This window comes from Armatimonadota bacterium (assembly GCA_020354555.1).
In the GTDB taxonomy this organism is placed as follows: domain Bacteria; phylum Armatimonadota; class Hebobacteria.
Genome location: CP070648.1, coordinates 2,633,521 through 2,658,096 on the forward strand (window position 1 = coordinate 2,633,521; position 24,576 = coordinate 2,658,096).

The 24,576-nt window shown below is 66.2% G+C and carries 21 protein-coding genes and 2 tRNA genes; all 23 read left to right on the top strand.

Annotated elements, in window-relative coordinates; genetic code table 11:
• Positions 1-15 precede the first annotated feature (15 nt).
• On the top strand, positions 16-1,176 hold the full coding sequence (locus tag JSV65_10770; protein ID UCH36749.1) for a TRAM domain-containing protein: 1,161 nt from the start codon (positions 16-18) through the stop codon (positions 1,174-1,176).
• Positions 1,109-2,323 (top strand): 2-C-methyl-D-erythritol 4-phosphate cytidylyltransferase, encoded by a 1,215-nt coding sequence (locus JSV65_10775; GenBank protein ID UCH36750.1) that lies wholly within the window; start codon positions 1,109-1,111, stop codon positions 2,321-2,323. Before JSV65_10770 ends, JSV65_10775 begins: the two co-directional genes overlap by 68 nt.
• Positions 2,314-2,862, top strand: a complete 549-nt coding sequence (gene raiA, locus JSV65_10780) for a ribosome-associated translation inhibitor RaiA (protein UCH33075.1) — start codon at positions 2,314-2,316, stop codon at positions 2,860-2,862. The genes JSV65_10775 and raiA overlap by 10 nt, the downstream gene beginning before the upstream one ends.
• A gap of 30 nt (positions 2,863-2,892) precedes the next feature.
• On the top strand, positions 2,893-3,243 hold the full coding sequence (locus JSV65_10785; GenBank protein UCH33076.1) for a hypothetical protein: 351 nt from the start codon (positions 2,893-2,895) through the stop codon (positions 3,241-3,243).
• Between the two features lie 30 nt (positions 3,244-3,273).
• Positions 3,274-3,648 carry a hypothetical protein gene (locus tag JSV65_10790; protein ID UCH33077.1) on the top strand — a complete coding sequence of 125 codons (375 nt, stop codon included), beginning with the start codon at positions 3,274-3,276 and terminating at the stop codon, positions 3,646-3,648.
• 83 nt (positions 3,649-3,731) lie between these two features.
• Positions 3,732-4,919: a glycerate kinase gene (locus tag JSV65_10795; GenBank protein UCH33078.1), complete on the top strand. Its 1,188-nt coding sequence runs from the start codon at positions 3,732-3,734 to the stop codon at positions 4,917-4,919.
• A gap of 215 nt (positions 4,920-5,134) precedes the next feature.
• Entirely contained in the window at positions 5,135-7,156 is a 2,022-nt protein-coding gene (locus JSV65_10800) for a PAS domain-containing protein (protein ID UCH33079.1), read from the top strand.
• A 69-nt stretch (positions 7,157-7,225) separates the two neighbouring features.
• Positions 7,226-8,026, top strand: coding sequence for a GTP cyclohydrolase I FolE2 (locus JSV65_10805; protein ID UCH33080.1), 801 nt, complete (start codon positions 7,226-7,228; stop codon positions 8,024-8,026).
• A gap of 258 nt (positions 8,027-8,284) precedes the next feature.
• Positions 8,285-9,520 (top strand): TolC family protein, encoded by a 1,236-nt coding sequence (locus JSV65_10810; GenBank protein UCH33081.1) that lies wholly within the window; start codon positions 8,285-8,287, stop codon positions 9,518-9,520.
• Positions 9,517-10,272, top strand: coding sequence for an ABC transporter ATP-binding protein (locus JSV65_10815; GenBank protein UCH33082.1), 756 nt, complete (start codon positions 9,517-9,519; stop codon positions 10,270-10,272). Before JSV65_10810 ends, JSV65_10815 begins: the two co-directional genes overlap by 4 nt.
• Positions 10,269-11,570: a beta-galactosidase gene (locus JSV65_10820; GenBank protein UCH33083.1), complete on the top strand. Its 1,302-nt coding sequence runs from the start codon at positions 10,269-10,271 to the stop codon at positions 11,568-11,570. The genes JSV65_10815 and JSV65_10820 overlap by 4 nt, the downstream gene beginning before the upstream one ends.
• Before the next feature lie 51 nt (positions 11,571-11,621).
• Positions 11,622-12,878 (top strand): 3-isopropylmalate dehydratase large subunit, encoded by a 1,257-nt coding sequence (locus tag JSV65_10825; protein ID UCH33084.1) that lies wholly within the window; start codon positions 11,622-11,624, stop codon positions 12,876-12,878.
• A 10-nt stretch (positions 12,879-12,888) separates the two neighbouring features.
• Positions 12,889-13,395: a 3-isopropylmalate dehydratase gene (locus tag JSV65_10830; protein UCH33085.1), complete on the top strand. Its 507-nt coding sequence runs from the start codon at positions 12,889-12,891 to the stop codon at positions 13,393-13,395.
• A gap of 172 nt (positions 13,396-13,567) precedes the next feature.
• Positions 13,568-14,506 carry a lactate dehydrogenase gene (locus JSV65_10835; GenBank protein ID UCH33086.1) on the top strand — a complete coding sequence of 313 codons (939 nt, stop codon included), beginning with the start codon at positions 13,568-13,570 and terminating at the stop codon, positions 14,504-14,506.
• 1 nt (position 14,507) lies between these two features.
• Positions 14,508-15,164: an MBL fold metallo-hydrolase gene (locus tag JSV65_10840; protein UCH33087.1), complete on the top strand. Its 657-nt coding sequence runs from the start codon at positions 14,508-14,510 to the stop codon at positions 15,162-15,164.
• A gap of 173 nt (positions 15,165-15,337) precedes the next feature.
• The gene (locus JSV65_10845) at positions 15,338-18,964 is read left to right on the top strand and encodes a beta-galactosidase (protein UCH33088.1); all 3,627 of its coding nucleotides are present in this window, start codon (positions 15,338-15,340) and stop codon (positions 18,962-18,964) included.
• A 340-nt stretch (positions 18,965-19,304) separates the two neighbouring features.
• The gene (cysE, locus tag JSV65_10850) at positions 19,305-20,000 is read left to right on the top strand and encodes a serine O-acetyltransferase (protein ID UCH33089.1); all 696 of its coding nucleotides are present in this window, start codon (positions 19,305-19,307) and stop codon (positions 19,998-20,000) included.
• A gap of 76 nt (positions 20,001-20,076) precedes the next feature.
• On the top strand, positions 20,077-21,513 hold the full coding sequence (locus JSV65_10855) for a cysteine--tRNA ligase (protein UCH33090.1): 1,437 nt from the start codon (positions 20,077-20,079) through the stop codon (positions 21,511-21,513).
• A gap of 49 nt (positions 21,514-21,562) precedes the next feature.
• Positions 21,563-23,221: a VanW family protein gene (locus JSV65_10860; protein ID UCH33091.1), complete on the top strand. Its 1,659-nt coding sequence runs from the start codon at positions 21,563-21,565 to the stop codon at positions 23,219-23,221.
• A 90-nt stretch (positions 23,222-23,311) separates the two neighbouring features.
• Complete coding sequence (gene sigH, locus JSV65_10865; protein UCH33092.1) at positions 23,312-23,965, top strand: RNA polymerase sporulation sigma factor SigH; 654 nt, start codon at positions 23,312-23,314, stop codon at positions 23,963-23,965.
• A 254-nt stretch (positions 23,966-24,219) separates the two neighbouring features.
• Positions 24,220-24,305: transfer RNA gene (locus tag JSV65_10870), tRNA-Tyr, on the top strand.
• Between the two features lie 33 nt (positions 24,306-24,338).
• Positions 24,339-24,414, top strand: a tRNA-Thr gene (locus JSV65_10875).
• 46 nt (positions 24,415-24,460) lie between these two features.
• Positions 24,461-24,576, top strand: a 116-nt coding sequence (locus tag JSV65_10880; protein ID UCH36751.1) for a hypothetical protein, incomplete at its 3' end; no start/stop codon positions are given.

The following is a 24,576-nucleotide window of genomic DNA, read 5'->3' on the forward strand; positions in this document are numbered from 1 at the left end:
GTGGCAACGCGTGCAATGGGGTTTCTTTTCAGCCTCGCCTTGAGTCTGGTCTGTGCCGTAGTGTTCCTCGAGATATCGGAGATCTACCTCAACCTGCCGATTGTCAAGGAAACGCAAGTTGGAGCGTATTTTGTGCCCTGGTACAAGACGGCGTTCGCCGTCCTCGGTTTGCTCATTGGCTTCACCCTAGCGGGGGTGATCTTCCGCCAGTTGGTGGAATTGGCATCCAATCTCGAGCGCATCCCGGCGCCTGATAAGGTCGCCGGCGTGGTAGGCCTGATTATCGGCCTGACGCTCGTCGCCTTGCTCGGCAGATTCGTGCTCCCCATTCCCAGGCTGGGACCTTTTCTCGTGCTGCTCCTCGGGGTCGCGTGCATCTACCTCGGCGGTAGTATCGCGATGAGCATGAAAGAGGAGCTGTCGTTCTTCATGCCCAACCTGGTAGGCACTCGCGTCGGGGGCGGTGCGGGCGAACCCGCGGGGTCGCGGATCAAGTTACTCGATACCAACGTGATCATTGACGGCCGCATCGCGGACATCTGCCGCACCGGATTCGTCGAGGGACCCATCTACATCCCGGGCTTCGTTCTCGAGGAGCTTCACCTGATCGCGGACAGCGCCGACAGCCTGAAGCGCAATCGCGGACGGCGCGGGCTGGATATCCTGAACCACATGCAGGACGAGCTGAAGATGCTGGTTCAGGTGTACGACCGCTACGAGATACCGTTGAGCGCCAACGAAGGCGTTGACATGAAGCTGGTCAAGCTTGCCAAGGATCTGGACGCGGCCATCGTCACCAACGATTTCAACCTCAACAAGGTGGCCCAGCTCCAAGGCATCGCCGTGCTCAACGTGAATGAACTCGCGAACGCGGTGAAGCCGGTGGTGCTGCCGGGCGAGGAAATGTCAGTCACGGTGGTCAAAGAGGGCAAGGAAGTCAACCAGGGCGTGGCGTACCTCGATGACGGCACGATGGTGGTCGTGGAGGACGGCAAGCGTCACATCGGCGAGACGCTGCCGGTGGTTGTGACGAGCGTCCTTCAGACCGTCGCAGGGAAGATGATCTTCGGCAACCTGAGGGCCGACGCCACGGCCGAGGAGGGACGATCTGGGAGGAACAGCCGGGCTGATAGTGGCGGCAGGTTCCGGAGAAAGACTCGGTCTGCGCAGGACTAAGGCTCTCATTCCGCTCCGCGGCAGGCCGCTGCTGACGTACTGCCTCGATGCGTTCCGGGCGTCGGACGTCGAGGAGATAATCCTGGTGGCGCCGGCCGACGACGTCGAGGCGTTCCGCAGGCTCATCGCCGGCGGGCCGGGCGACAAGACGGAGAAGGTCGTCGGCGGCGGCGACACGCGCCAGGAGTCGGTCTGGGCCGGGCTGCGCGAGCTATCGGCGAGCATGGACTATGTGCTGATACATGACGCAGCCCGGCCTCTCGTGCCCCCGCGACTCATCGAGTCGTGCGCCGCGGCGGCGCGCGCCCACGGCGCGGCGATCGCCGCTATGCCCGTGAGCGACACGCTCAAGCGTGCCACCGGGGAGCTTATCGCCGATACCGTGGATCGAAGCGGCCTGTGGGCGGCGCAGACGCCCCAGGCCTTTCGCGTGGCGGTCATCACCGAGGCGTACGAGCGCGCGCGGAGCGAGGGCACGGTGGCGACCGATGACGCGTCGCTGGTCGAGGCGATGGGGCGGTCGGTGAAGCTGGTCATGGGCTCGCCGCGCAACATCAAGATCACCTACCCGCGCGACCTGGCGCTCGCGGAGGCCCTCATGCGCAGCGAGAACGGCTCGGCGGACATCCGGTGCGGCGTCGGCTACGACGTTCATCGCCTGGTGGACGGCAGGCGGCTGGTCCTCGGCGGCGTGGAGTTCCCCGGGCCGCGCGGACTGGACGGGCACTCCGACGCCGACGTGCTGACCCACGCGATCTGCGACGCCCTGCTCGGGGCGGCAGGCCTCGGCGATATCGGGCGGCACTTCCCCGACACGGACGCGCGCTACGCAGATGCTGACAGCGTCGAACTGCTGCGCCAGGCGGCGGATATGGCGAGGCGCGCGGGCTTCCGTGTCGTCAATGTGGACGCGGTGGTCGTGGCCGAAGAGCCGCGCATCGCGGGCGATGTCGAGCGCATGAGACAACGGCTCGCCGATGCGCTGGCCGTCGCGCAGGAACGAGTGAGCATAAAGGGCAAGACCGCGGAGGGCTTGGGGAGCATCGGCGCGCGCGAGGGGATCGCGAGCCACGCGGTGTGCACCGTCACGCGAGACATCACAGCAGGAGACAACCCAGCGAACGAGGTAGGTAAGTCATGCGAATAACGTTCACCGGCAAGCAAATCGAAGTAACCGACGCACTGAAGCGCTACGCGGAGCGCAAGCTGGGCAAGTTCGAGAAGCAGTCGCGCCGAGCGACGTCGGCCCACGTCGTCCAGAGCACGGAGCGCAACTGGCACAACGTTGAGATCACGCTCAACGCCGACGGCGGCGCGTTCCGTGGCCAGGGCCGTTCTGACAACATGTACGGCTCGATAGACATCGCCGTCGCCAAGCTGGAAACGCAGATCAAGCATCGCAAGGGGAAGATCATAGACCGCGCCCACGGCCGGACGCCCGACGCTCGCGCGCCCGAGGTCGAGCCCGAGCCGGCGGCGGAGCCGGAGGCCGATGACGAGCCGCGCGCACACGAGATTCGCAGGAAGCGCGTGGCGTTGACCCCCATGTCGGTGGATGAGGCGATAGATGAGATGGAACTGCTGGCGCACCAGTTCCTCATGTTCGCGAACGCGGACACCGGGCAGGTGAACGTCGTGTATCGGCGAGATGAAGGGGACTACGGGCTGATCGAGCCGGACTTCTGAGGCGAAAGGCGAACGCGCGGGTATCTGCCAGTGAAGCTTGAGGAGTTTTGCGAGGAAGTAAAACGCCAGTTCGGCGACGAGCTGCAGCGGGCGACGCCGGCGAACGTGCAGGACTTCCTGTCGCGCATGCAGTCGCAGCTGTTCGCCGAAGCGGGCAAAGGCGAGCATGGATTCGAGCTCAACGAGACGGCCTCCGACTACAACGAGATCGTCACCCAGTTCTTTGCGCGGGTGCTCCGGGCCCAGCCCGACCAACTTGAGGAAGCGCTGATGATGTTGTGGCTGGTCGGATTCGAGTTGCACTTCGCGCGGCTCGAAGAGGAGTACGCCGATCGGTTCGCGGCCATGTTCCGGGAGCGTGAGGACGAAGGCGAGCCGTGACAGCCCACATGATACGGAGGGAGCGAGACGATGCCCACCACGATCCGCATACGAGCCGGCGACGTCGAGGCGCTCGGGGCGCTCGACGACTCGGCGACGGCGCAAGCAATCGCGCAGGCCCTGCCGATTGAGGCGAGCGCCAACACGTGGGGCGACGAGATCTACTTCAGCATCCCCGTGCGCTGCGCGGAGGAGGACCCGAAGGAAGTGGTCGAGATGGGGGACCTGGGTTACTGGAAGCCGGGGAGCGCGTTCTGCATCTTCTTCGGGCCGACACCCGCCAGCCGCGGCAACGAGATACGCCCGGCGAGCGCGGTCAACGTGGTCGGGCGCGTCACCGGGGACCCGACCGTCTTCAAGTCCGTGTCCGACGGCGCGCGTGTGGTCATCGAGGCCGTGCAGTAGCATGGAACCCGCGGGGCACCTGTGGACGTGACTAGCGCGCGCTCCTGCAAGACGCGGACCGCGGCGGCGCGGAGCGGGTTATCGTGAACATCATCATCGCGCCTGACTCCTTCAAGGGAAGCCTGACGGCGGTGAGCGTCGCCGACGCCATCGAGCAAGGCATCCGCGCCGTGGCTCCGGCTGCGGAACTGGTGCGCGTGCCGCTGGCGGACGGCGGCGAGGGCACGGCTCAGGCGCTGGTGGACGCGACCGGGGGCAGGATCGTTCAGCAGCGCGCTCTCGGGCCGTTGCGCGAGCCGGTGGACGCGTTCTTCGGCATCCTCGGCGATGATACGACGGGCGTTGTCGAGATGGCCATGGCTTCGGGCCTGGCGCTGGTGCCGCCCGATCGCCGTGACCCTCGCGTCACCACGACCTACGGCACGGGGCAGCTCATCGCGGCGGCAATGGACGCCGGCTGCAAGAAGATCATCGTCGCCGTCGGCGGCAGCGCGACCAATGACGGCGGTGCCGGAATGGCGCAGGCGCTCGGCGTGAGTCTGACGGACGACAACGGCGCGCAGCTCGGCCCGGGCGGCGCAGAGCTGGCGCGGCTCGCCAGGATAGACGTTTCTCATATTGACGCGCGAATCGCGACCACCGAGTTCTACATCGCGACGGACGTGAGCAATCCATTGTGCGGGCCGGAGGGGGCGTCGGCCGTTTACGGCCCGCAAAAGGGCGCAACACCGGACATGGTGCGCGAGCTGGATACGGCGCTGGCGCACTACGCCCGGATAGTCGCCCGCGACGTGAGGAAAGACGTTGCGGAACGTCCGGCGGCGGGCGCCGCGGGCGGTCTAGGCGCCGGCCTCATGGCGTTCCTCGAGGCACAGCCGCGGATGGGCATCGCAGTCGTGCTCGAGGCGGTCGATTTTGAGAGTTACTTGGAGGCGGCGGATCTGGTCATCACGGGGGAGGGCAAGATAGACGCGCAGACGGCCTACGGCAAGACGCTGACCGGTGTGGGTCGGCTCGCGCGGCGCCACGGCGTGCCGGTGGTTGCGTTGGCCGGGGCGGTGGAGGAGGAGGCGGACGCCCTGGCTGAGATCGGGATTGACGCGGCGATCAGCATCGTGCCCGCTCCAATGAGTGAAGCCGACGCCATGCAGCGCGCCGGGCTCCTCGTGCAAGACGCCGCTGAGAGAATCATGAGGCTTATCCTCACCGGGCGGGAGGTGGGAGAAGGCCGGTGGAAGCTGCCAACGACTGGACGCCAGGGGGAGGAATAGGGCGGCGCCGTGATGGCCGGTCGTGACTGTCTCCTCGGACGCGCCTATCCTTTGGCGGCTGTGTGCAACAAGGTACGGCGTGTTGCGCGGCAGCCCGACAGGGAGGCGGGGCGCCAGCGGCCAAACAACCCTGTGACAGGCGAGGCGAAGCACGATGCCGTGGGTGACGCATCTTCAAGTGGTCGTTGCGCGGCCGGTGAGGGCGAGTGAAGGACGTGAGTCGAGGAGGTCAGCGACAGCGCGGGGCGCAGCGTGGCGAGGCGACCGGCGCCGGTGGGGCAGATCCCGGGTTTGATGTTGCCGATTGCATTCCCGCCGCGGTGGCCGTTATCTCCGCCGATGACCTCACGGTGTTGCACGTCAACCCGGCGTGCGCCGAGTTCCTCGATGCCGATCCGAAGCAGGTGCGAGGCCGGCCGGTGCACGAAGTGCTCCCAACGGACGGCGACAGCCTGCTCGACCTGTTCCGCGCCGCGCGCGATGCGCGCACCGTCCTCTGCATCAATAACCTCCGCTTCCTCAATGATGCCGACCCGGACCGAGTGTGGACGCTGCACCTCGCGCCGCGACCGCGCTCGGCCAAGGCAAAGGTGGCGCAGTTGGTTCTCTATCTGGTTGACGCCACCGAGCGCGGGCGACTGGTGCGCGCAGCCGACCGCGCGGCGGAGGAAGAGCGGCAACGCGCCGAGCAGCTCGACGCGGTGTTCGCCAGCATCGCCGACGCGGTGATCCTCGTGGACGACGTGGGCAAAATGAGGAAGTGCAACGCCGCCGCCGTCAGTCTGCTCGGTCTGGGCGAATCGTCGTCCCTGAGCATTGACTCGGCCGAGCTCAGCCTGCAGCGGGCCGACGGCAGCGCGATGCGGGCTCACGAGTCCCCTCTCGCACACGCGCTGCGCGGAGAGACGGTCAGGGGAGAGGAGGTGGCAGTGCTGCGCCCGGGGCAACCGCGGCGGATCGTGTCCGTGTCCGCGGCGCCGGTGATGGCGGACGGCAACGTGTCCGGCGCGGTGGCGGTGCTGCACGACGTCACGGACATCGGCAATGCGGAGGAGCGCTTGCAGCGAGCCCTGGAGGCCGAGAGGCGGCGGGCGCGTGAGGCGCGCACGCTGTATCTGGCTGCGCGCGCGGTATCGTCGGATCTGAACTTGCGGGCGTGTCTCAATCTCGTGGCCGAGACGATGGCCGAGGCGGTGGGCGTCAGCAGGTGCTCCATCATGCTGGTGGACGGGCGAGCCCTCAAGGTGGCGGCGACGTTCGGGCTTAGTCCGCAAGATGCGCGGCGCGTGTCCGCCGAAGCGCTGCCCTTGAGTGGTATCAGCGCCGCTACGCGTGATGCCATTGACCAGGGACACCCATACGTCGTGGATGACGCCAAAGGCCTGCCGCCGGCGTCTCAGCGCCTGGCGCGGCTGATGAACATGAGGACCGCACTGGTGGTGCCTTTTGTATACGGCGATCGAGTGACCGGCATTGCGTACCTCGATGAGCCGGGGACCGAACGCAGTTTCCCCGACACCGACCGCATGATCGCCATGGGCATCGCGGCGCAGGGGGCGGTCGCGATTGAGAACGCGCGGCTCTACGCGGCCGAGCAGGAACGGGCGCGCATGCTCGAGTTCATGATGGCGGAGTTGAACCACCGGGTCAAGAACAATCTCGCCATCGTATGCGGCCTACTGGCGCTCCAGCTCAACGAGTCCGACCCGAATGCGACGCGGGAGAGCGTCCTGCGCGACTGCATGACGCGCATCCGGAGCATTTCGCTGATCCACGAGATGCTGCATGCCGACGAGCCCGATGCGGTGGATATGAGGGAAGCGGCGCGCCGCATCGGGGCCATCGTGTGCGAAGCCTTCGCGTCCCCGCAGCAAAAGATCGCCTACCGGGTACGAGGCGACCGGCTCCTGATGCCCTCCAAGCTCGCGACCTCTCTAGGCTTGGTCATCAACGAACTCGTATGCAATGCCGTCAAACACGGCCTTGCGGACCGTGATGCGGGTCGCATTTCCGTCAACATCAGCGCCGGCGAGCGCATCCGCATCAGCGTCAGCGATGACGGGCGTGGCATCCCCGCCGACTTCGATCCCCAGCGGGACGGCCACGTCGGGACCCTGGTCACCCGCGACCTGCTGGAGAAGGAACTCGGCGGGTCAGTTGCCGTGCGCCGCAATCCGCGCGGCGGCACCACGGTTGTCCTCGTCTTCCCCGCGCCCGGCGCGTCTCCGCTGGCCTAGGGCGGCTGGCAGGAATCGGCGCCCTTGCAGCGGAAATCCTTGTCAGCACCGCGTGGGACAACGACCCGCATGGAATCGCGACAACCTTTGACAGACGTTGCGGCCGCGCGCGACGAGCGCGGCGTGACCATACAACGCGTGGGCGTCAAGGACGTCCACCTGCCGGCGCAGATCCGGCGCAAGGAAGGCGGCTGCGACAGCGTCCTCGCGCGGGTCGAATTGACCGCGGAACTGCCTCACCAATTCCGCGGCACGCACATGAGCCGCTTCCTCACGGCGCTCTTCAAGTGGAGTCAGCGGCCAATCGCCAGCTCCGACATTCGCGCCATGCTCTCCGAGGTGCGCTCCGCGCTGACGGCGCCCAGCGTGCACATCTCCATCCGCTTCAAGTACTTCATCCTCAAGCGTGCGCCGGTGAGCGGAGCGGAGAGCTTCCTCGACTACGACTGCGAATTCAACGGCGCTCTGGCCAACGATGACTACGTCTTCACCCTGGGCGTTGAAGCGCCCATCACGTGCTTGTGCCCGTGCAGCCGGGAGATCTCGGCGCATGGCGCCCACAACCAGCGCGGCATGCTCCGCGTCCGCGTCCGCTACGCGCCGGACGATATGATATGGATCGAAGACTTGGTGCAGGAGTTGGAGCGCCACGGCAGCGCTCAGATCTTCCCGCTGCTTAAGCGCGAGGACGAGAAACACGTCACCGAGCAGGCATACGCGCACCCGAAGTTCGTCGAGGACGTCGTGCGCGACACCGTGGTCGCGCTCCGCGCCGACCAGCGCGTGACGTGGTTCGAGGTCGAGTGCGAGAGTTACGAGTCGATTCACAACCACAGCGTCTACGCCTACCAGCAGGAGGAACGCCGTTAACCCGCTCCGTGGTCGGCCTGGGTTGTTGACACACGGCGTGGTCGGTGTGCCGGGTTGTTCATGGCACTCGCGGAGTGCACTATGAGCACCATGTGAGTGGGTTTGAATGGCCCAGGCCAGCGTTCTCTATCACGACGAAAGGTCAACCAGATGAGAGTCGCATTGTGCGCGGCAATCGGCGCAGTCTGTCTCTGCGCGAGTGTGGCATCGCCCGAGACCGGGCGATCGCTTACGCTGAGCGCAGCCGTGGAGACAGCCTTGGCGAGTCACGCGAGCGTCGCGATCTCCGACACCCAGGTGCGTCAGGCCGAGTCGGCGCTGACCGTGGCGCGCTCCGACTTCCGGCCGCAGCTGCTGGGGAACTGGGAGTACACCTTCAGCGATGCGCGCGGGGGCCGCCGCTTTACCACCCTGGGCGGCATACCGGTCGGTGTGGGCGGCTCCCAGGAAAGGCACCAGTCCACGCTCGCCGGCTCGTACACAGTGTTCGACAGCGGATTGCGCAAGGCGCGGCTGCGTGAGGCGAGAGCAACCCTCGACCGCGCCGACAGTTCACGCGATCTGGCGCTCGTGGATCTGACCTACCAAGTGGCCGCGGATTACTCCACCTTGCTGTTGGAGCAGCGGGCCGCCGAGTTAGCGCGGGAGCGCGTCAGCCAGGCGCAAGCGCATCTGGCACTGGTGGAGGCGACGATTCAGGCCGGGCTTGCGGCCGAGGTCGATCGGTTTCCTCTTCAGGCGGAGTTGGCTCAGGCGCAGCTGAGCCTGGTGACTGCGGCGAATCGAGCGCGCCAGGCAAGCATTGTGTTGCGCAATACCATCGGCCTGTCGGCTGGGGAGGCACTCGCGGGAGAGGAGCCGCCGGCGATCCCCGACATCGCTGGCCTGCCGTCGGTTGAGGATGCACTGGCCGCGGCGCATGATTGGCGCCCTGACTTGAGGGAGGCGGAGGCCGGTGTGAGCGCAGCGGTCGCGAGCCTGGAGCAGAGCCGCGTCACGGCCAGGCCATTGCTCAGCGTCGGGGCCACATACCTATGGAAGGTGGAACCTGCGCCGTCGGGGAGAGACTTCGTGCTCGACGCGCAGTTGTCGTTTCCGATCTTCGACGCCGGGGCGCGGCGAGCACAGACGGTAGGAGCGAAGCAGGGCCTTGACTCGGCGCAACTCCGGTTGTCGCAGTTGCAGAAGGATGCTGCGGCGCAGGTGGCCCAGGCACGGCTGGCGGTGACGACCGCGTGGGAGCGCATCAACGCGGCCGAGGTCAGCGTCAACGCCGCGCGCCGGAGCCTCGAGTCAGCGGAAGGGCGGTATGCAGCCGGGCAGGCGATCACGATTGAGATCACCGATGCACAGGTGACCTACTACAACGCGCAGTTGGACGCGGCGTCGGCGCGCTACGACTACCTCACGGCGCTCGCCGCCTTGCGCCGGTCGGTCGGGCTCCCGACGCGCGGTTTCGAGAATCTGACCGAAGCGAGGCTGCTTGAGCAATGATCGAGGTCGAGAATCTGCAGAAGGAATACCGGCTGGGAGCGGTGCGCGTACAAGCCCTGCGCGACGTGTCGCTGTCCGTGGACGCTGGCGAGTTGGTTGCCATCATGGGTCCGTCGGGCTCGGGCAAATCAACGCTGATGAACATGCTGGGCTGTCTCGACCGGCCCACCGCGGGCACGTACCGGCTCGACGCGACCGACGTCAGTCGGCTTACCGACAACGGGCTCGCCGACGTACGCAACACGAAGATAGGGTTCGTCTTTCAGACCTTCAACTTGCTCCCGCGGTCGGATGCGATACACAACGTCGAGCTGCCGCTCGTCTACGCCGGCGCGCGGCAGCGCAGGGAGCGGGCGCGGCAGGCACTCGAGAGAGTGGGGCTGGCCGGACGCATGCGCCATCGGCCCACGGAATTGTCGGGCGGCGAGCAGCAGCGCGTGGCGATCGCTCGCGCCATCGTCAATGACCCGGTGCTGCTGCTGGCCGACGAGCCGACGGGCAACTTGGATACCCGCACCGGCGAGGAGATCATGGCCATATTCCAGGAACTCAACCGCGCCGGCACGACGGTTATCCTCGTGACTCACGAACAGGAAATCGCGCTGCACGCCAAGCGGGTCATCGGTCTTCGCGACGGGCTGCTGATTGACGACCGGCCGGTGCCCTCCCCCAAGGATGCGCGCGAGGAGCATGCCGCGCGTCTCGCCGCAGCCGCCGTCGAGCAGGCCGAGCAAGGGGAGACCGCGTCGTGATCCTGGGCGTCCGGCGGCATCATGTGGGGCCGGTCGCCGGCGCGATCGTCGTGATTGCGCTCGGCGCCGTGGGCGCACGCGCGGAACCGCCGCGGCCCGCGCTGCGCGCGGCATCGGGTGAGCCGGTCGTCGCCGCGTACTTCTTCAGCCGGTGGTGGGAGCCGTGGCGCAGCGGAGACGACACGGTGCTCGCCGATCTCGCGCGGCTGCGCGGCATGGGCGTCAACACCATCTGCCTCGATCACGAGCCGATACAAGCCTTCGATGGCGAGTGGAAGTTCCCCGAGCGCGACCACCGCCTTGCCAGGCAAGCCGGCGTCGGCATCATCCCGTGGCTCGAACTCAAATGTGGCGCCGATATGTCGGTGCACCACCAGGAGATCGAACAGCGCTACGGCATCATCATCCCCCGCGGCGAGGACCGAGAAGGCAATCCCGCGAACGTGCGCCTGCATCGGCCGGAGTATCGCGACGCGCTTGCCACGTATGTGCTGGACTACCTCGGCCGCTTCTTGAAGGACGGCGCAATCCTGCGCGTGATGGACGGCGAACGCGCGCGGCCCGTGATTTCCCTCACCGTCGAGACCGGATGGGACGGCGCCTCTTTCGATGAGGAAACCAACGCGCTCTTCCGCAAGTGGCTGCGCGAACGCTATACTGACGTCGTCGGCGTCAACCGCGCGTGGGGCACGAGCTATCGCTCCGTGGACGAGATAGATCCGCGCGAGGAGCGACGGTTTCCTTACCCCCGGGCGGTGGAACTGGTTCAAAGCGGAGAGGTCCCGGCGGCCCTCGCGGATCATGTGCTCTTCCGCGCGGAACTGATCAACGACGCGCTGGCGGCAGTGCGCGATATGGTTCGACGGGAGCATCCGTCCCTGCTGTTCCTGGCCGAGGTGCCGTACACATTCTCGTCCCAACATCCGCATGCGATCGGACACAGATACGGTGCGGCGATGCTGCCGGAGGCTGTAGCGTACGCGGACATCGTCATGTTCCGCACGGTTGACCCGCAGTTGAGCGAGGCGGAACTGCGTGATCTGGCAATGCTCGCCGCACGGGGGCAGCGAACGATCCTCTGTCACCGCACGTACTCGGCGACGACGTTCGAGACCGCGGCCGTCCGCGCCGTTGTAGCGCGGCAAGCGGCGCAGGACGCCGACGGGCTGGGTTACTACAGTTGGAACGAGATGGTGGATGTGCACATTGCACGGCGGGAGGATACAGACCAGTCCGTCGAGTACATAACGTCTATCAACAGCAAGTACAGGGAGTTGGCGGGACCGGAATCGCATTGAGGCGATTCGATGTCCGCTCGACTGCCAGAAGCGCGGGACGAGATCAGCGACATGCCACACACGATAGCGGAGAAGATACTGGGCGCCCACGCCGGCCATGACGTGAGTGCGGGGGACATCGTCGTTGCCGCGGTGGATTTCACGATGGGGCAGGACGGCACGTCAATGATGGTCATTGACGAGTTGGAGCATCTGGGCGCGGCGCGCGTCTTCGATCCCGAGCGATTCGCGATGGTGCTCGACCACTCGGCGCCGAGCCCGGTCGCGGGGACGTCGCGGATTCACGCGAAGATGCGGAGCGCGGCGGACAAGTACGGCTCGCTGCTCTACGACATCGGGGAGGGCATCTGTCACCAGCTCTTGCCGGAGCGCGGACACGTTGTCCCCGGTGACCTCATCGTCGGCGCCGACAGCCACACCTGCACGTACGGCGCGCTCAACGCGGCCGCTACGGGCGTCGGATCCACCGACCTGGCGGCGGCAGCGTACACCGGCAAGCTGTGGTTCAAGGTTCCCGAGAGCATGCGCGTGAGCTGCCGCGGCAAGCTCGGAGAGGGCGTGTACTCCAAGGACCTGGTGCTGCACCTCGTGGGCGATATCGGCGCGGACGGGGCGACCTACTGTTCCGTGGAGTTCGTCGGCGAGGCGATCTCGGCATTGTCGGTGGACGCACGCTTCACGGTGTGCAACATGGCGGTCGAGATGGGCGCCAAGTTCGGGATCATGGAGGCCGACCAGAAGGTATTGGAATGGATCGCGGGACGTTCCGCGAAGTCGCCGCGTCCCACGGCTGGCGACGAAGGCGCGCACTACGCGGAGGTTCGCGAATACGACGTCTCCGATCTCGGGCCGCAAGTGGCCAAGCCGCACGCCGTGGACAACGTCGCGCCCGTCGAAGAAGTGGAAGGCACGCCGATCCAACAGGGCGTCATCGGCACGTGCACCAACGGCCGGGTCGAGGACTTCGAGGCCGCGGCGCAGGTGCTGGCGGGCCGACGGGTGGATCCACATGCGCGGCTGATCTGCGTCCCATCGTCCAAGGCAGTGCTGATCGAGATCATCGAGCGCGGGATTCATCGAGCGCTGCTCGACGCGGGCGCGGTGTTTGTCACGCCGGGATGCGGGCCGTGTGTCGGAACCCACGCGGGCGTGCCGAGCGATTGCGAGAACGTGATTTCGACGGCGAACCGCAATTTCGTGGGCCGCATGGGCAACCCGGAAGGAGTCAACATCTATCTGGGATCGCCCGCGACCGTCGCCGCCTCGGTCATCGAGGGGCGCATCGTCGATCCCCGGAAGCACCTCTGAGGAGACACTCATGATTCTGCGCGGCAAGGCGCGGCGGGTCGAGCCGCGCGACGACGTGAACACGGATTACATCATTGCCGGACGCTACAAGTTCAAATCCGAGGACATGAAGGAACTCGCCCAGTACCTGATGCAGGACCTCGATCCGAAGTTCACCGAGCGCATCGAAGCGGGTGATTTCATCGTTGCCGGGGCGAACTTCGGCTGCGGGTCCTCACGCGAGCAGGCGCCGCGAGTGATCTTGGCGGCCGGGTTGGGCGCGGTGATTGCGGAATCATTCGCGCGCATTTTCTACCGCAGTTCGTTCAATCTCGGCCTGCCGCTCATCGAGGCCGAGACCGGGTTCATCCGTGACGGCGACGAATTGGAATTGGATCTCGACGCAGGGGTGCTGCGCGACGTGACGCAGCAGCGCGAGGTCCCGATCAAGCCGCTGCCGCCGGTGATGCAGAAGCTGCTCGCCGACGGCGGCCTGGTCGAGCATCTCAAGCGACACGGCGGGTTCGCTCTGGACTAGCCTGAGTGACTCGCACCGATGACGGGTCAGCGACGCCCGGCGTGCCTCAGGCGCCGTCGTGGCGCGCATTGTGCAGTAGCTGTCGCCGCGTCCCGAGCAATCGGACGAGCGAGTCGCGGGCGAGGGATACGGTCGCGCTGGCGGTTTCGGCGGCCCTGGGAAGGAGCTTCATTTGAACGTCACCATCGTCGGGGGCGCGGGCAAGGTCGGCGCCGCAGCCGCGTTTGCGCTGCAGGTTGACGGCGTCGTGCGCCGCCTCGCGGTCATAGACGTGATGAAGGACGCAGCAGCAGGGGAGGCGCTTGATCTGCGTCACGGCTCGCCGCTGTGCGGCCCGCTCGACGTGTGCGCAGGTGGATACGAAGTCGCCGAGGGCTCGGACGTCGTCGTGATTACCGCGGGCCTGCGCCGCAAGCCCGACGAGTCGCGTCTCCAGCTCATCAACCGCAACGTGTCGCTGTTCCGTGACATCCTGACCCAGCTCGCCGACGTCAGCATGGGCGACGGCGTCATCCTGTTGGTTGTCGCCAACCCGGTGGACGTGCTGACGCGCATCGCGCTCGACGCGGGCTGGCCGGCCGAGCGGACGATCGGAACAGGGACATTCCTCGACACCGTGCGCTTTCGCTCGCTGCTGGCCCAGCGTCTGGACTGCGATCCGCGCGCGGTGGACGCGCTCATCCTCGGCGAGCACGGCGACACCATGGTGCCGATGTGGTCGCTCGCCAGTATCGGCGGTATGTCGTTGACCGCGTATGCGGGCTGCGACGAGGCGATGCGACGGGACGTGTTCCAAGCCGTCAAGGGGGCGGGGGCGGAGATGATCCGCCTCAAGAGCGGGGCGGCCTACGCGATCGGGCTGTGCGTGCGAGACGTCGTACGCGCAATCGCCCGCGACGAGCGACGGCCCCTGCCGCTGTCAACGCTCCAGCGCGGCGCGTGCGGCATTGACGGCGTGTGCTTGAGCCTGCCGACAGTCATCGGTCGCAACGGGGTGTGCTCCGTGCTCGAGCCTGCCGCAGCCCAGGACGAACTCGACGGATTGCGCGCTTCAGCCGCGGTGCTGCGGGAGACGATGGCGGCCATCGAACGGTCCGATGAGGGAGAATGACATGAAGATCCGCTTTCTCGGTCACGCATGTTTCCTCGTCGTCACGTCGAACGGCACGAGAATCGTGTTCGACCCCTACGAGCCTGGCGGCTTCAACGGGGCAATTGGGTATGGGGCGATAGACGAGCCAGCCGACATCGTGGTCGTCAGTCATGACCACGCTGACCACAACTTTGCGGCCGGCGTCCTGGGCGAGCCGCAGGTGATCAAAGGCCCCGGCGTTCACTCGACTGCGCTGATTCTGTTCCGAGGCATCGCGGCGAAGCACGATACGTCGGGCGGCGGGGAGCGCGGCGACAACACGGTGTTCTGCGCGGAAATAGAAGGTGTGCGTCTCTGCCACCTCGGCGACCTGGGACACGAACTGACGCCTGCGCAGGTCGAGGAGATCGGACCGGTTGACATCTTGCTGTGCCCGGTTGGCGGAACCTTCACCGTTGACGCACAGGCGGCGACCCGTGTGGTTGACGCGCTCAAACCGAAGATCACCATCCCGATGCACTTCAAAACGCCCAAGGTTGCCTTGCCGATTGCCGCGCTCGATGACTTCTTGCTGGGGAAGAAGAACGTGCGTCCAGAGCATGCGTCGGAGATTACGGTGACGCGGGAGAAGCTGCCTGCGGCACCGGAAGTCATCGTGCTCGATCCGGCGCTCTGAGCGAAGTCTCGGACATTGCCCGCGCGCAAGCGCTACGGAGTGCCCCCGAGGCGCACCATGCCTGGAGCACTTCGGCGATACAGGAACCCCATGGGATTGACCTGCTTCTTACCGCGACCGACGACAACGGAAGAGCCGGCCGCATCGGGCCGCGGCTGCTTCAGGGAGGCAACATGGCCAGCGAGTCCGCACCGACAACCGCCGCTGTGCGCCGCGGCACGGCACTGCGCGTCGCCGTGCTCGGACTGTGCCTCGCGGCGGCGATTCGCCCCGCGTCAGCTAATATCGCGGTGCTCCTGAATTACTCGGCGCGGGAAATGCCCGCGCCGATCACAGTGGACGGCAAACTCGACGAGTGGCAAGGGGTCGAGCCCGTGCTGCTTGCCGGCGAGGCGCACTGGGAGGCCGCTCGACCGGGCGAGGCCTACGGCGGCCCGGGCGATGCAGCCGCGAAGTTCTATCTGGCGTGGGACGACAAGAGCTTGTATGTCGCCGTCGAGGCGTATGACGACGAGCTGTCGCCGCCGAGCGACGCGTCGCGCATGCTTGAGGGCGACTGCGTCGCCGTTGCGATAGACGCACGCAACGATGCCGGCCAGGGCTACGGAGAGGATGACAGTGAGATCGGGTTCTGCTACTCCTCCACCGGAGCATTGACCTGGCGGTGGTTTCCGACCGAGCGCGCGGGGCCGGTCTACTCGGCCAAGGTGGCGGTGGTTCGCGAGGTCAAGCCGGGCGCGCTTGATGCCGGCATGCCGCCGCTGAAGCTCACCTATGAGGCATCCGTGCCCTGGTTTGAGTTGCCGCGCGTTCAGCACGAAACGGGGCGCGTCTTCGGCCTCAACCTGGCGTTCCATGACGTTGACGACGGACGTCGCCACGGCTGGCTCCAGTGGAGCCCGGGGATGATGGGGATCAAGGACCCATCCCAGTTCGGCAACGCTCATTTCGCCGGGCCGCTGCCCGCGAGGCCACCGGAGCCCCGCGAGGAACCGACGTCGTCGCGGGCCGCCGAGCCGGTTGCTCCGCTCGTGCCCGGCATCTCATTCGACCGGCGCAGCTTCACCATCAACGGCCGCGAGATCCTGCTCTACAGCGGCGCCTTTCACTACTTCCGCTGCCCAAAGCCCGAGTGGGGCGACCGGCTTAACAAGATGCAGGCCGCAGGTCTGAACTGCGTGTCCACGTTTGTGCCCTGGAACTGGCATGAGCCACGTGAGGGCAAAACCGACCTCGCCGATCTGGACGAATTCCTGTCCCTGGCCGAAAGCCTGAAGCTTCACGTCATCGTTCAGCCCGGACCGTACGTCGGCGCCGATTGGAGCGGCGGGGGGTTGCCGTCATGGCTTTCGCCGAAAGGCCTTCGCTATCGGAGCGCAACGCCTGAATTTCTCGCCTGGTGCGAGCACTGGTTCGACGAGGTCATGCCGGTCATCGCGCGTCATCAGATCAGCGAGGGCGGCGGCGTCATCATGGTGCAGCTCGAACACGAGTTGCGCACTGACGCCCAGGAGAGTTGGGGACTGCTGAGCGCGCTGCATGCCATGGCTCGCAACTCCGGCATTACCGTGCCGCTCGTCACCACGGCGACCCCGGCCGCGCGGGACAACAGCGACCCGGCAATGGCCGATATCACAGATGCGGTCAGGCTTGAGCGTGCGTGGGGCATCGCGCTGAACCAAGGAACGATAGTCGAAGCGAGTGTGCGCGAGGATAGCGCGCCGGCTCTCGTTTCCGAACTCCCCACGGGCCGGGCGCTCGCCATTGACCCAGCCACACAGGCTGCGGAGAGCCGGGACGAATCAGGGTTGACGCGCATGCTCGCAGTCGCTGCCTTGGAAGTCGGGGCAGATCTGGTCAACTACTACATGGGCTGCGCCGGCACGAATCCCGGCTACTGGGGCGACCCCGGGATTGCCACCGCGTATGACTGCGGTGCGCCCATAGCGGAACACGGCGGGCTCAGAGACGAGTACTACGCGGTCAAGGGCATCGGCGATTTCCTTGCGGACTTCGGGCCCATGCTGGCGTCCTCGTGGCGGCTGCCGGAGGGAGCCGCGTTCGCCGACCAGGACGGCGTGTCGGTCGTCGAACGCATTAGCGGCGAGTCCGCGTTCATCTTCCTTCGCGATGAGTCCGATCTGGTGTCGCCCGCTGGCACTGCCCGGCACCTGCGCGTGACCTACACCGACCCGTTGGACGGCCGGCAGGTGACGATTCCGACAGCAGGGCGCGTTATGCTCCCGCATCGGGGAGCGAAGATCCTGGTCGCCGGCCTCGCGCTGCCTCACGGGCGCCTCGAATACTGCACGTCGGAGATCGCGGGTCTCGACGCGGTCGCTGATCGGCGGGTGCTCGTCGTGCACGGCGAACCGGGCGAGCCGGGCGAGCTGCGCGTGCGGCTCGATGCGCCGCCTGCGCTGGGAGGCGATCCCGTCAACAGCGTCTGGGACTCCGCCCGGCGCGCGCTCACCATCAGCTATCGGTTCGGTGACCGGGAGCAGCATGTCGTAATGGATCCTCTGGAATTGGTGATCGCGCCGACGGCACGGGCTCTCAGGTCGTGGAAAGTCGCCGCGGCCGCGGACACGATTCGCGTGATCTCAGATGCCTATCTTCTGGGTGACGCGGCGGCGGACGAGAACGGGCTGGAGATGACTTTCGAGTTAAGGCCTGGTGACGCCAACTTCACCGCGGTCATGCCCCGCGCTCCGTCAGAGGTCCGTATAGACGGCACCCCGGCCCCGTTCGCCTACGACCCGGTGACGCGCGTTGTCGGCTTCGGCATCAGCACCCCGGCGCTGGACTATCGTCCCCCCAGGCGCGGCGGGGTGCTCGGGAAAATCAGAGACATCCTGACCGCCGGCAGCCCGTCGCTGCGGCAATCGTTCAGTCGCGCGAGGGCGACGATCGAGCCGCTGACGGAGGAGTCGGGTTGGCGGCAGGTGGAGTTGAAGCCGCTGCAGGAACTGGATGTCTTTGACGCGGGCTACGTCACGTATCACGCGACATTTGATACCGCGGGGCGGAGCGTATTGTCGGTTGACGCCTATGCTCCGGACGCGAAGCTCGTCTATGTAAACGGGCGCTTCGTCGGTGATTTGAGCCAGCCCATGACCCAATGCACTTCGGACGTATCCGAACTGCTGCGCGCGGGCGACAACACGATAGACATCATCTATCACAACCTGGGCTGGCCGGCGGAAGGCCCGCGCATGGGCGAAACGAAGGGCCTGCGCGCCGTGCACCTGCGACAAGCCGGGCCGAGCGAACGACCGAGCGCGCTTCCGGGGGCGGGCTCCGAGGCCGGGCCTGGCGAGGCCAGTCAAACTGACCAGCCGGTCGAAGTGCCCGTCGAAGGGTGGCGCATCCGCGCTCGACTCCAGGGCGAGATCGCGGGCTTCCATTTGCCGCAGTACAGCGACGCGTCTTGGAACATCCTCCCCCTGGGCGAATGGCGGCACGAAAGCCGGGCGATGAGGGATTTTGAGGGAATCACGTGGTACCGCGTCGCCTTTGCCGCCCCCCAGCGAGAGGGGTGGCAGATTCCGTGGAAGCTGCGCGTGGACGCGGCCGAGCAGACCATGATATACCTCAATGGACACCTGCTCGGCAAGCACTTCGCGGGGGGCGCGCAGTCAGAGTTCCATCTGCCTCAGGCGCAACTGCGTCCCCGGGGCAAGAACGTTCTGGCATTCGCGGTCCGCAGCGGCGATTCGGGAGGTGGGCTGAGAGCGGCCACGGTTGAGCCGTATGACGACTTCGTGGCTCGCCGCACCCATGTCGAGATACGATACTGAGGGGATTCATGCATTCCCGAACGGCCAGCGGACCGTGGACCTGAGGAGGCCGCGCCACGCGTGGGCGTAGGTGCGGGCGACAGGTGACGCCCCTGAGCCTTGCTTGGCGACTCCTCGCCTTGACACGCCTTCGGGCGGTTGCCTATACTACCTATAGAGTCTCGGCTATTACCGGAGCATGGGTAATGCCCGCAGACTCTTCCGGACGAGGTTCGTGCGGGAGGAATGGTGCCATCCCTTGCGTCCTCCCGTAATGCACGAACCTCGGTAAAAGGGTACCGCAATCGGGCCCCGGTCTGCGTAACTCGGCACGAGCGGCCCGGCCGAGGTCGTTTCACGCATGTTCTCCGAGATCAGTAAGGACGTCAGCGCGGCGCTGAAGCGCGATCCGGCGGCGCGCAGCAAGATTGAGATTCTGCTCACCTACGCGGGGGTGCGCGCTATCCTCATGCATCGCGTGGCCCATTGGCTGTGGGGCCATGGGCTGCATCTCATAGCCCGGTTACTCTCCGAGGTCGCGCGGTTCGTGAACGGCATTGAGATCCACCCCGCGGCCAAGATCGGCGAGGGAGTCTTCATAGACCACGGCACCGGGGTCGTCATCGGGGAGACGGCGGAGGTCGGCAACCACGTGCTCATGTACCAGGGGGTCACCCTTGGGGGTACGGGGAAGACGCGGGGGAAGCGGCACCCGACTGTGGGCAGCAGCGTGACCATCGGCGCAGGCGCCAAGATTCTCGGCGCCATCACGATCGGCGATAACGTCGTCATCGGCGCCGGATCGGTAGTGCTCAAGCCCGTTCCGGCGAATGCGACCGCCGTCGGCGTGCCGGCGCGCGTGGTGGTGCAGAATGGCAAGCGCGTAGATGAGCCTTCCCTGGAGCACGGCAAGGTGCCGGATCCGTGCGACAAGTGCATGGAACTCATCAACTCGCATATGGATGCACTGAGCGACCGCATCCGCGCCCTCGAGCAAGAGATCGAGAGGCTGAAAGAAGCGCGCCGCCCGATGCCGGCGTCTCGAACCGAGCCGTAGGGGACACCGGCGGCGCGCGCCGGCGTATCGAACTCAGCGCGGGCGTCACGCGCTCCAATCCTGCCGGGAGACCCAATTGTCACTCGTCATTTACAGCACCCTCACGAGACATAAGGAGCCTTTCGTCCCACGCGAGCCGGGCCGAGTGCGCATGTACGTGTGCGGGCCTACAGTGTACGGCTATGTCCACGTCGGTAACGGTCGCATGGAGGTGAGCTTCGACGCCATCAGGAGATACCTCGAGTACGCGGGCTACGAGGTGACGATGGTGCGCAACATCACCGACGTCGACGACAAGATCATTAACGCGGCAAACGACGAGGGCGTCACGTCTGATGATATAGCTCGCCGCTACACCCAGGCCTATTTCGAGGACATGGCGGCCCTCGGGGTCCGCCGCGCCGACCACGAGCCCCGCGCCACCGAGTACATCGAACAGATGATCCGCCTGACGTCCACACTAACCGAGCGCGGCTACGCGTACCCGCTCGACGGCGATGTCTACTTCGAGGTACGCAAGTTCCAGGGCTACGGCGAGCTGTCGGGGCGCGACGTGGACGAGATGATGGCCGGAGCCCGCGTCGAGGTTGACGAGCGCAAACGCGATCCCCTTGACTTCGCTCTCTGGAAGTCATCAAAGCCTGGCGAACCGGCGTGGGACAGCCCCTGGGGGCCGGGCCGCCCGGGATGGCATATCGAGTGCTCGGCTATGTCAGGCACGCTGCTGGGCGAGGAGTTGGACATTCACGGCGGCGGGGCCGATCTGATCTTCCCACATCACGAGAACGAGCGGGCGCAGTCGGAGGCCGCCACCGGCCATGCGCCGTTCGTCCGCTACTGGATGCACGTCGGGTGGCTGACCGTAGAGCACAGGAAGATGTCGAAGTCGCTGGGCAACTTCTCGACCGTGCGCGACGTCTTGGCCCATTACCCCGCACAGGCGCTGCGGTTCCTGTTCCTCTCGACGCACTATCGGCAGCAGCTTGAGTTCACGGACGGGGCGCTGGACCAGGCTCGCAGCGCGCTGGAGCGCCTCCTCGTCGGCCGCGAGCACCTGGAGCGGATGATCTCACGCGCGGCGGCAGGCGAGGAGGGCGACGGCCCGCTTGAGGCACTCGACACAGCAACCGATGCCGCGCGCGAAAGCTTCAGCGCAGCCATGGACGACGACTTCAATACCCCCCGCGCTCTGGCCGCACTGTTCCAGTTGGTCGCCGAGGCGCATCGCCTGGCTGACGAGCGGTTCGTGCCGACCCGGGCGCAGCGCCCGTCCTTCGAGAAAGCCCTGTCAACCCTTCGCGAGCTTTCAGGCGTATTAGGATTGGCTCTGGAAGCCGGCCGCGCGCAAGATCAAGACCTGACGTCGAAGCTGACGCAGATCCTGGTCAACGTCCGTCAGCGCGCTCGCGAGACAGGTGACTATGCCCTGGCCGATTCGATCCGTGCTGAACTTGCGAAGCTGGGCATCACTCTGGAGGACCGCCCCGACGGCACCTCGTGGCGCCAGTCGTGATACGGGCGACGTGGCGTCAGAGAATCGCCGCACACCGAGGCGGCACCGGGTGCTCATTCGACGCGCCCTGGCGCCGCTCTCTCTCCTAGGAACAGCACTGCGCCGCCGGCTGCGAGTGGTCGGAGTGGTGATCGCGGCCGCGGCGCTTCTCGTCGCGGGACTCGCAGTGGCGACGCGGGACCGCGGACGTGTCTACCCTCACGTGTCGGTCGCGGGGCACGACCTTGGGGGACTCGAGCGATCTGCGGCCCGAGACGCGCTCGCGAAAGCGCCGCTGCCGCGGGGCGATACGCCGCTGTCCGTGCGCATAGGCGCTTCCACGCACCGGTGTCGGCTTCGAGACACGGGCGCGGCATTCAGTACCGACCTGGCGGTGGAGCAAGCGTACGCCGTCGGCAGGACCGGTTCGGCATTGCAGCGGCTTCGCGAGCGAGCCCGATCGTACTGGCAGCGAACGGATGTCCCAGTGCCCGTTGTGGTTGACGACGAGGCCGCGCGGGCGTTCGTCAAGCGCTGCGCGCGGCGATTCAACCGCTCGCCGACCGACGCCAGCGTGGAAACCAACAGCGGGCAGGTTCGGGTCACACCAGGAGAACCCGGCCTGACAGTTGAGGCCGATGGCGGTCTTCAAGCAGTTGAGGAATGGGCGCGCGGGGGGTGCAAGCGCGACCTGCGACTGCCGGTGTGGTTCATGGGCCCCGCGATTACGGCAGACCGCCTGAAGGCGATCGATACCGTGCTCGCCTCGGTCAGGACGTCTGTCGCGGGCAGTTCGCGCGACCGCCGGCACAACGTGGCGCTCTCAGCAGCTGCGGTGGACGGGTGCATCCTCATGCCGGGGGCGAGTTTCTCGTACAACGAGGTCGTCGGGCCGCGCACGGAACAGACGGGCTACCGCACCGCCCCGGTGATCCGACGAGGCAAGCTCGTTCCGGGCACCGGGGGCGGGGCGTGCCAGCTCAGCTCGACGCTCTACCAGGCCGCGCTGCTGGCGGGGCTGGAGATCGTGGCCCGCAGCCACCATTCCCGCCCGGTTCCCTACACGCGCGCTGGGCTGGACGCCACGGTGGTCTACGGCGCCATAGACCTGAAGTTTCGGAATTGCCTGGAGCATCCGGTTGTGCTGCGAGCTGGTATCGAGGATCGCAGACTCAAGTGCGAGGTGCTGGGGCACGGGCCGCCGCCGGAGATGGAGTTCGTGCGACGGGTGCGCTGGCTGGAGCCGCCGCCGCCGCAGGTCATCGAGGATCCGATGCTGGCGGTGGGCGAGCGCGTGGTCGAAGTCGAGCCGAGGCGAGGGATAACCGTTCAGGTACTGCGACGCGCCGGAGGCGCCGAAGCTGCTGCCGCGGAGCCGATATCGACGGACTACTACGCCGCTGAGCGGGCCGTCATCCGCCAGGGCACCGGGACAGGCCCTTCGCCGCCCATGCCGGGGGCGACTGATGCCGAACGCCCCGAAAGCGGCCCGGAGGCCGGAGAGCCCGCTGGCGAGGGGCCGGGCGTGCACCTCGGCGAAAGCCCGGCGGAAGCCTCCGATTCCGACGCTGACCGGCCGGCCGTCCGAAAAAGAGAAAGCGACACACACGAGGTTGACTTCCTCAGGAAATTGCCCTATAATCAGTCCAACCCAGGCGGGGCCCGAAAGCCACGTGACATTCGCAGGGTCAATCCTTTATCGCGCGTCTTATCGCACCTTGAGAACTGATAGCGGGGCGACGCCGTTGGCGTCCGAACGTGGGGTAGTGAGAGCTGGCACGCGGGTTATGGGCAAACCCGGATCCGTGGAGGCTAATGAATGGGTGAAATCGTCACTCGCGACGGCGGCTGTCTGAGCTTCCAGAGCATGCTCGACGAGGAGGTTGTGCGGTACGCGAAAAACGGTAGCGAGAGAGCAACTGAACACCTGCTGTCCAAGTATCGGAACATCGTGGAAGGCAAAGCCAGGTCCTACTTTCTGGTAGGCGCTGACCACGACGACATCATCCAGGAAGGGATGATCGGCCTGTTCAAGGCCATACGGGACTTCCGCAACGACAAGCTTCTCCCGTTCCGGGCGTTTGCGGAGTTGTGCATAAGCCGCCAGATCTTCACCGCGATTAAGGCGGCGACGCGGCAGAAGCACATACCGCTCAACTCGTACGTCTCCCTACACGCCAACCTCTTCGAGTCCGATTCCGACCGCACACTCCTGGATACCTTGGCCGAGAGCGACACGAGCGATCCTGAGGATGTCGTCGTCACGCAGCAGTTCTCGGACGACCTGCGCCAGCGCATCAAGCGCGACCTGAGCGACTTGGAATCGGCGGTTCTCCGTAGCCACCTCGAGGGCAAGTCCTATCAGGAGATCGCGGCGGAACTGCAGCGGCGGGTCAAGTCGGTTGACAACGCTCTACAGCGGGCGAAGAGGAAGATAGGACGCGGCCTCAAGAAGATGATGGTGGCGACCTAGGCGTCACGCTGGAGGTTGTTGCGGCAGCTTCCAGCATGACGCCCGGTGTGCGCGGCTGGCCGGGACCCGCCTCCCGGTCAGTCGCGCTTTTTTCCGCCGGATCGGTGACCCGTGGGACGGGACCACGCCCCGATCGTGACCGGGCAACCGGCTCAGGACATGCGCCGAATCGCCTTGACAGCATCGGTTTCGATGTGATAGTCTAGCGCTGTCCGGGGACGCGAAAAGCCCCCGGACATCAGACTAAATAAGGGGGAGGGATTCCCGAGTGGCCAAAGGGGGCAGACTGTAAATCTGCTGGCGAATGCCTTCGGAGGTTCGAATCCTCCTCCCTCCACCACTCGCCGCAACCTAGGTTGCAGCCCGGGATCTCGCCCACGTAGCTCAGTCGGCAGAGCGTATCCTTGGTAAGGATAAGGTCCCCGGTTCGATCCCGGGCGTGGGCTCCAGTTCACGATTGCTTGTGGCGCATCACGGTCACAGGGGAGCGTAATCATGGGCAAGCGCAAATTCGAGAGGACGAAGCCGCACGTTAATATTGGGACGATCGGGCACGTCGATCACGGCAAGACGACGCTGACGAGCGCGATCACGTTATGTTTGAGCAAGCA

Coding starts and splice junctions, on each gene's coding strand:
- JSV65_10830 (UCH33085.1), top strand. CDS start 12,889: ATGATTCTGCGCGGCAAGGCGCGGCGGGTCGAGCCGCGCGACGACGTG.
- sigH (UCH33092.1), top strand. CDS start 23,312: ATGGGTGAAATCGTCACTCGCGACGGCGGCTGTCTGAGCTTCCAGAGC.
- raiA (UCH33075.1), top strand. CDS start 2,314: ATGCGAATAACGTTCACCGGCAAGCAAATCGAAGTAACCGACGCACTG.
- cysE (UCH33089.1), top strand. CDS start 19,305: ATGTTCTCCGAGATCAGTAAGGACGTCAGCGCGGCGCTGAAGCGCGAT.
- JSV65_10815 (UCH33082.1), top strand. CDS start 9,517: ATGATCGAGGTCGAGAATCTGCAGAAGGAATACCGGCTGGGAGCGGTG.
- JSV65_10805 (UCH33080.1), top strand. CDS start 7,226: ATGGAATCGCGACAACCTTTGACAGACGTTGCGGCCGCGCGCGACGAG.
- JSV65_10825 (UCH33084.1), top strand. CDS start 11,622: ATGCCACACACGATAGCGGAGAAGATACTGGGCGCCCACGCCGGCCAT.
- JSV65_10790 (UCH33077.1), top strand. CDS start 3,274: ATGCCCACCACGATCCGCATACGAGCCGGCGACGTCGAGGCGCTCGGG.
- JSV65_10845 (UCH33088.1), top strand. CDS start 15,338: ATGGCCAGCGAGTCCGCACCGACAACCGCCGCTGTGCGCCGCGGCACG.
- JSV65_10770 (UCH36749.1), top strand. CDS start 16: ATGGGGTTTCTTTTCAGCCTCGCCTTGAGTCTGGTCTGTGCCGTAGTG.
- JSV65_10840 (UCH33087.1), top strand. CDS start 14,508: ATGAAGATCCGCTTTCTCGGTCACGCATGTTTCCTCGTCGTCACGTCG.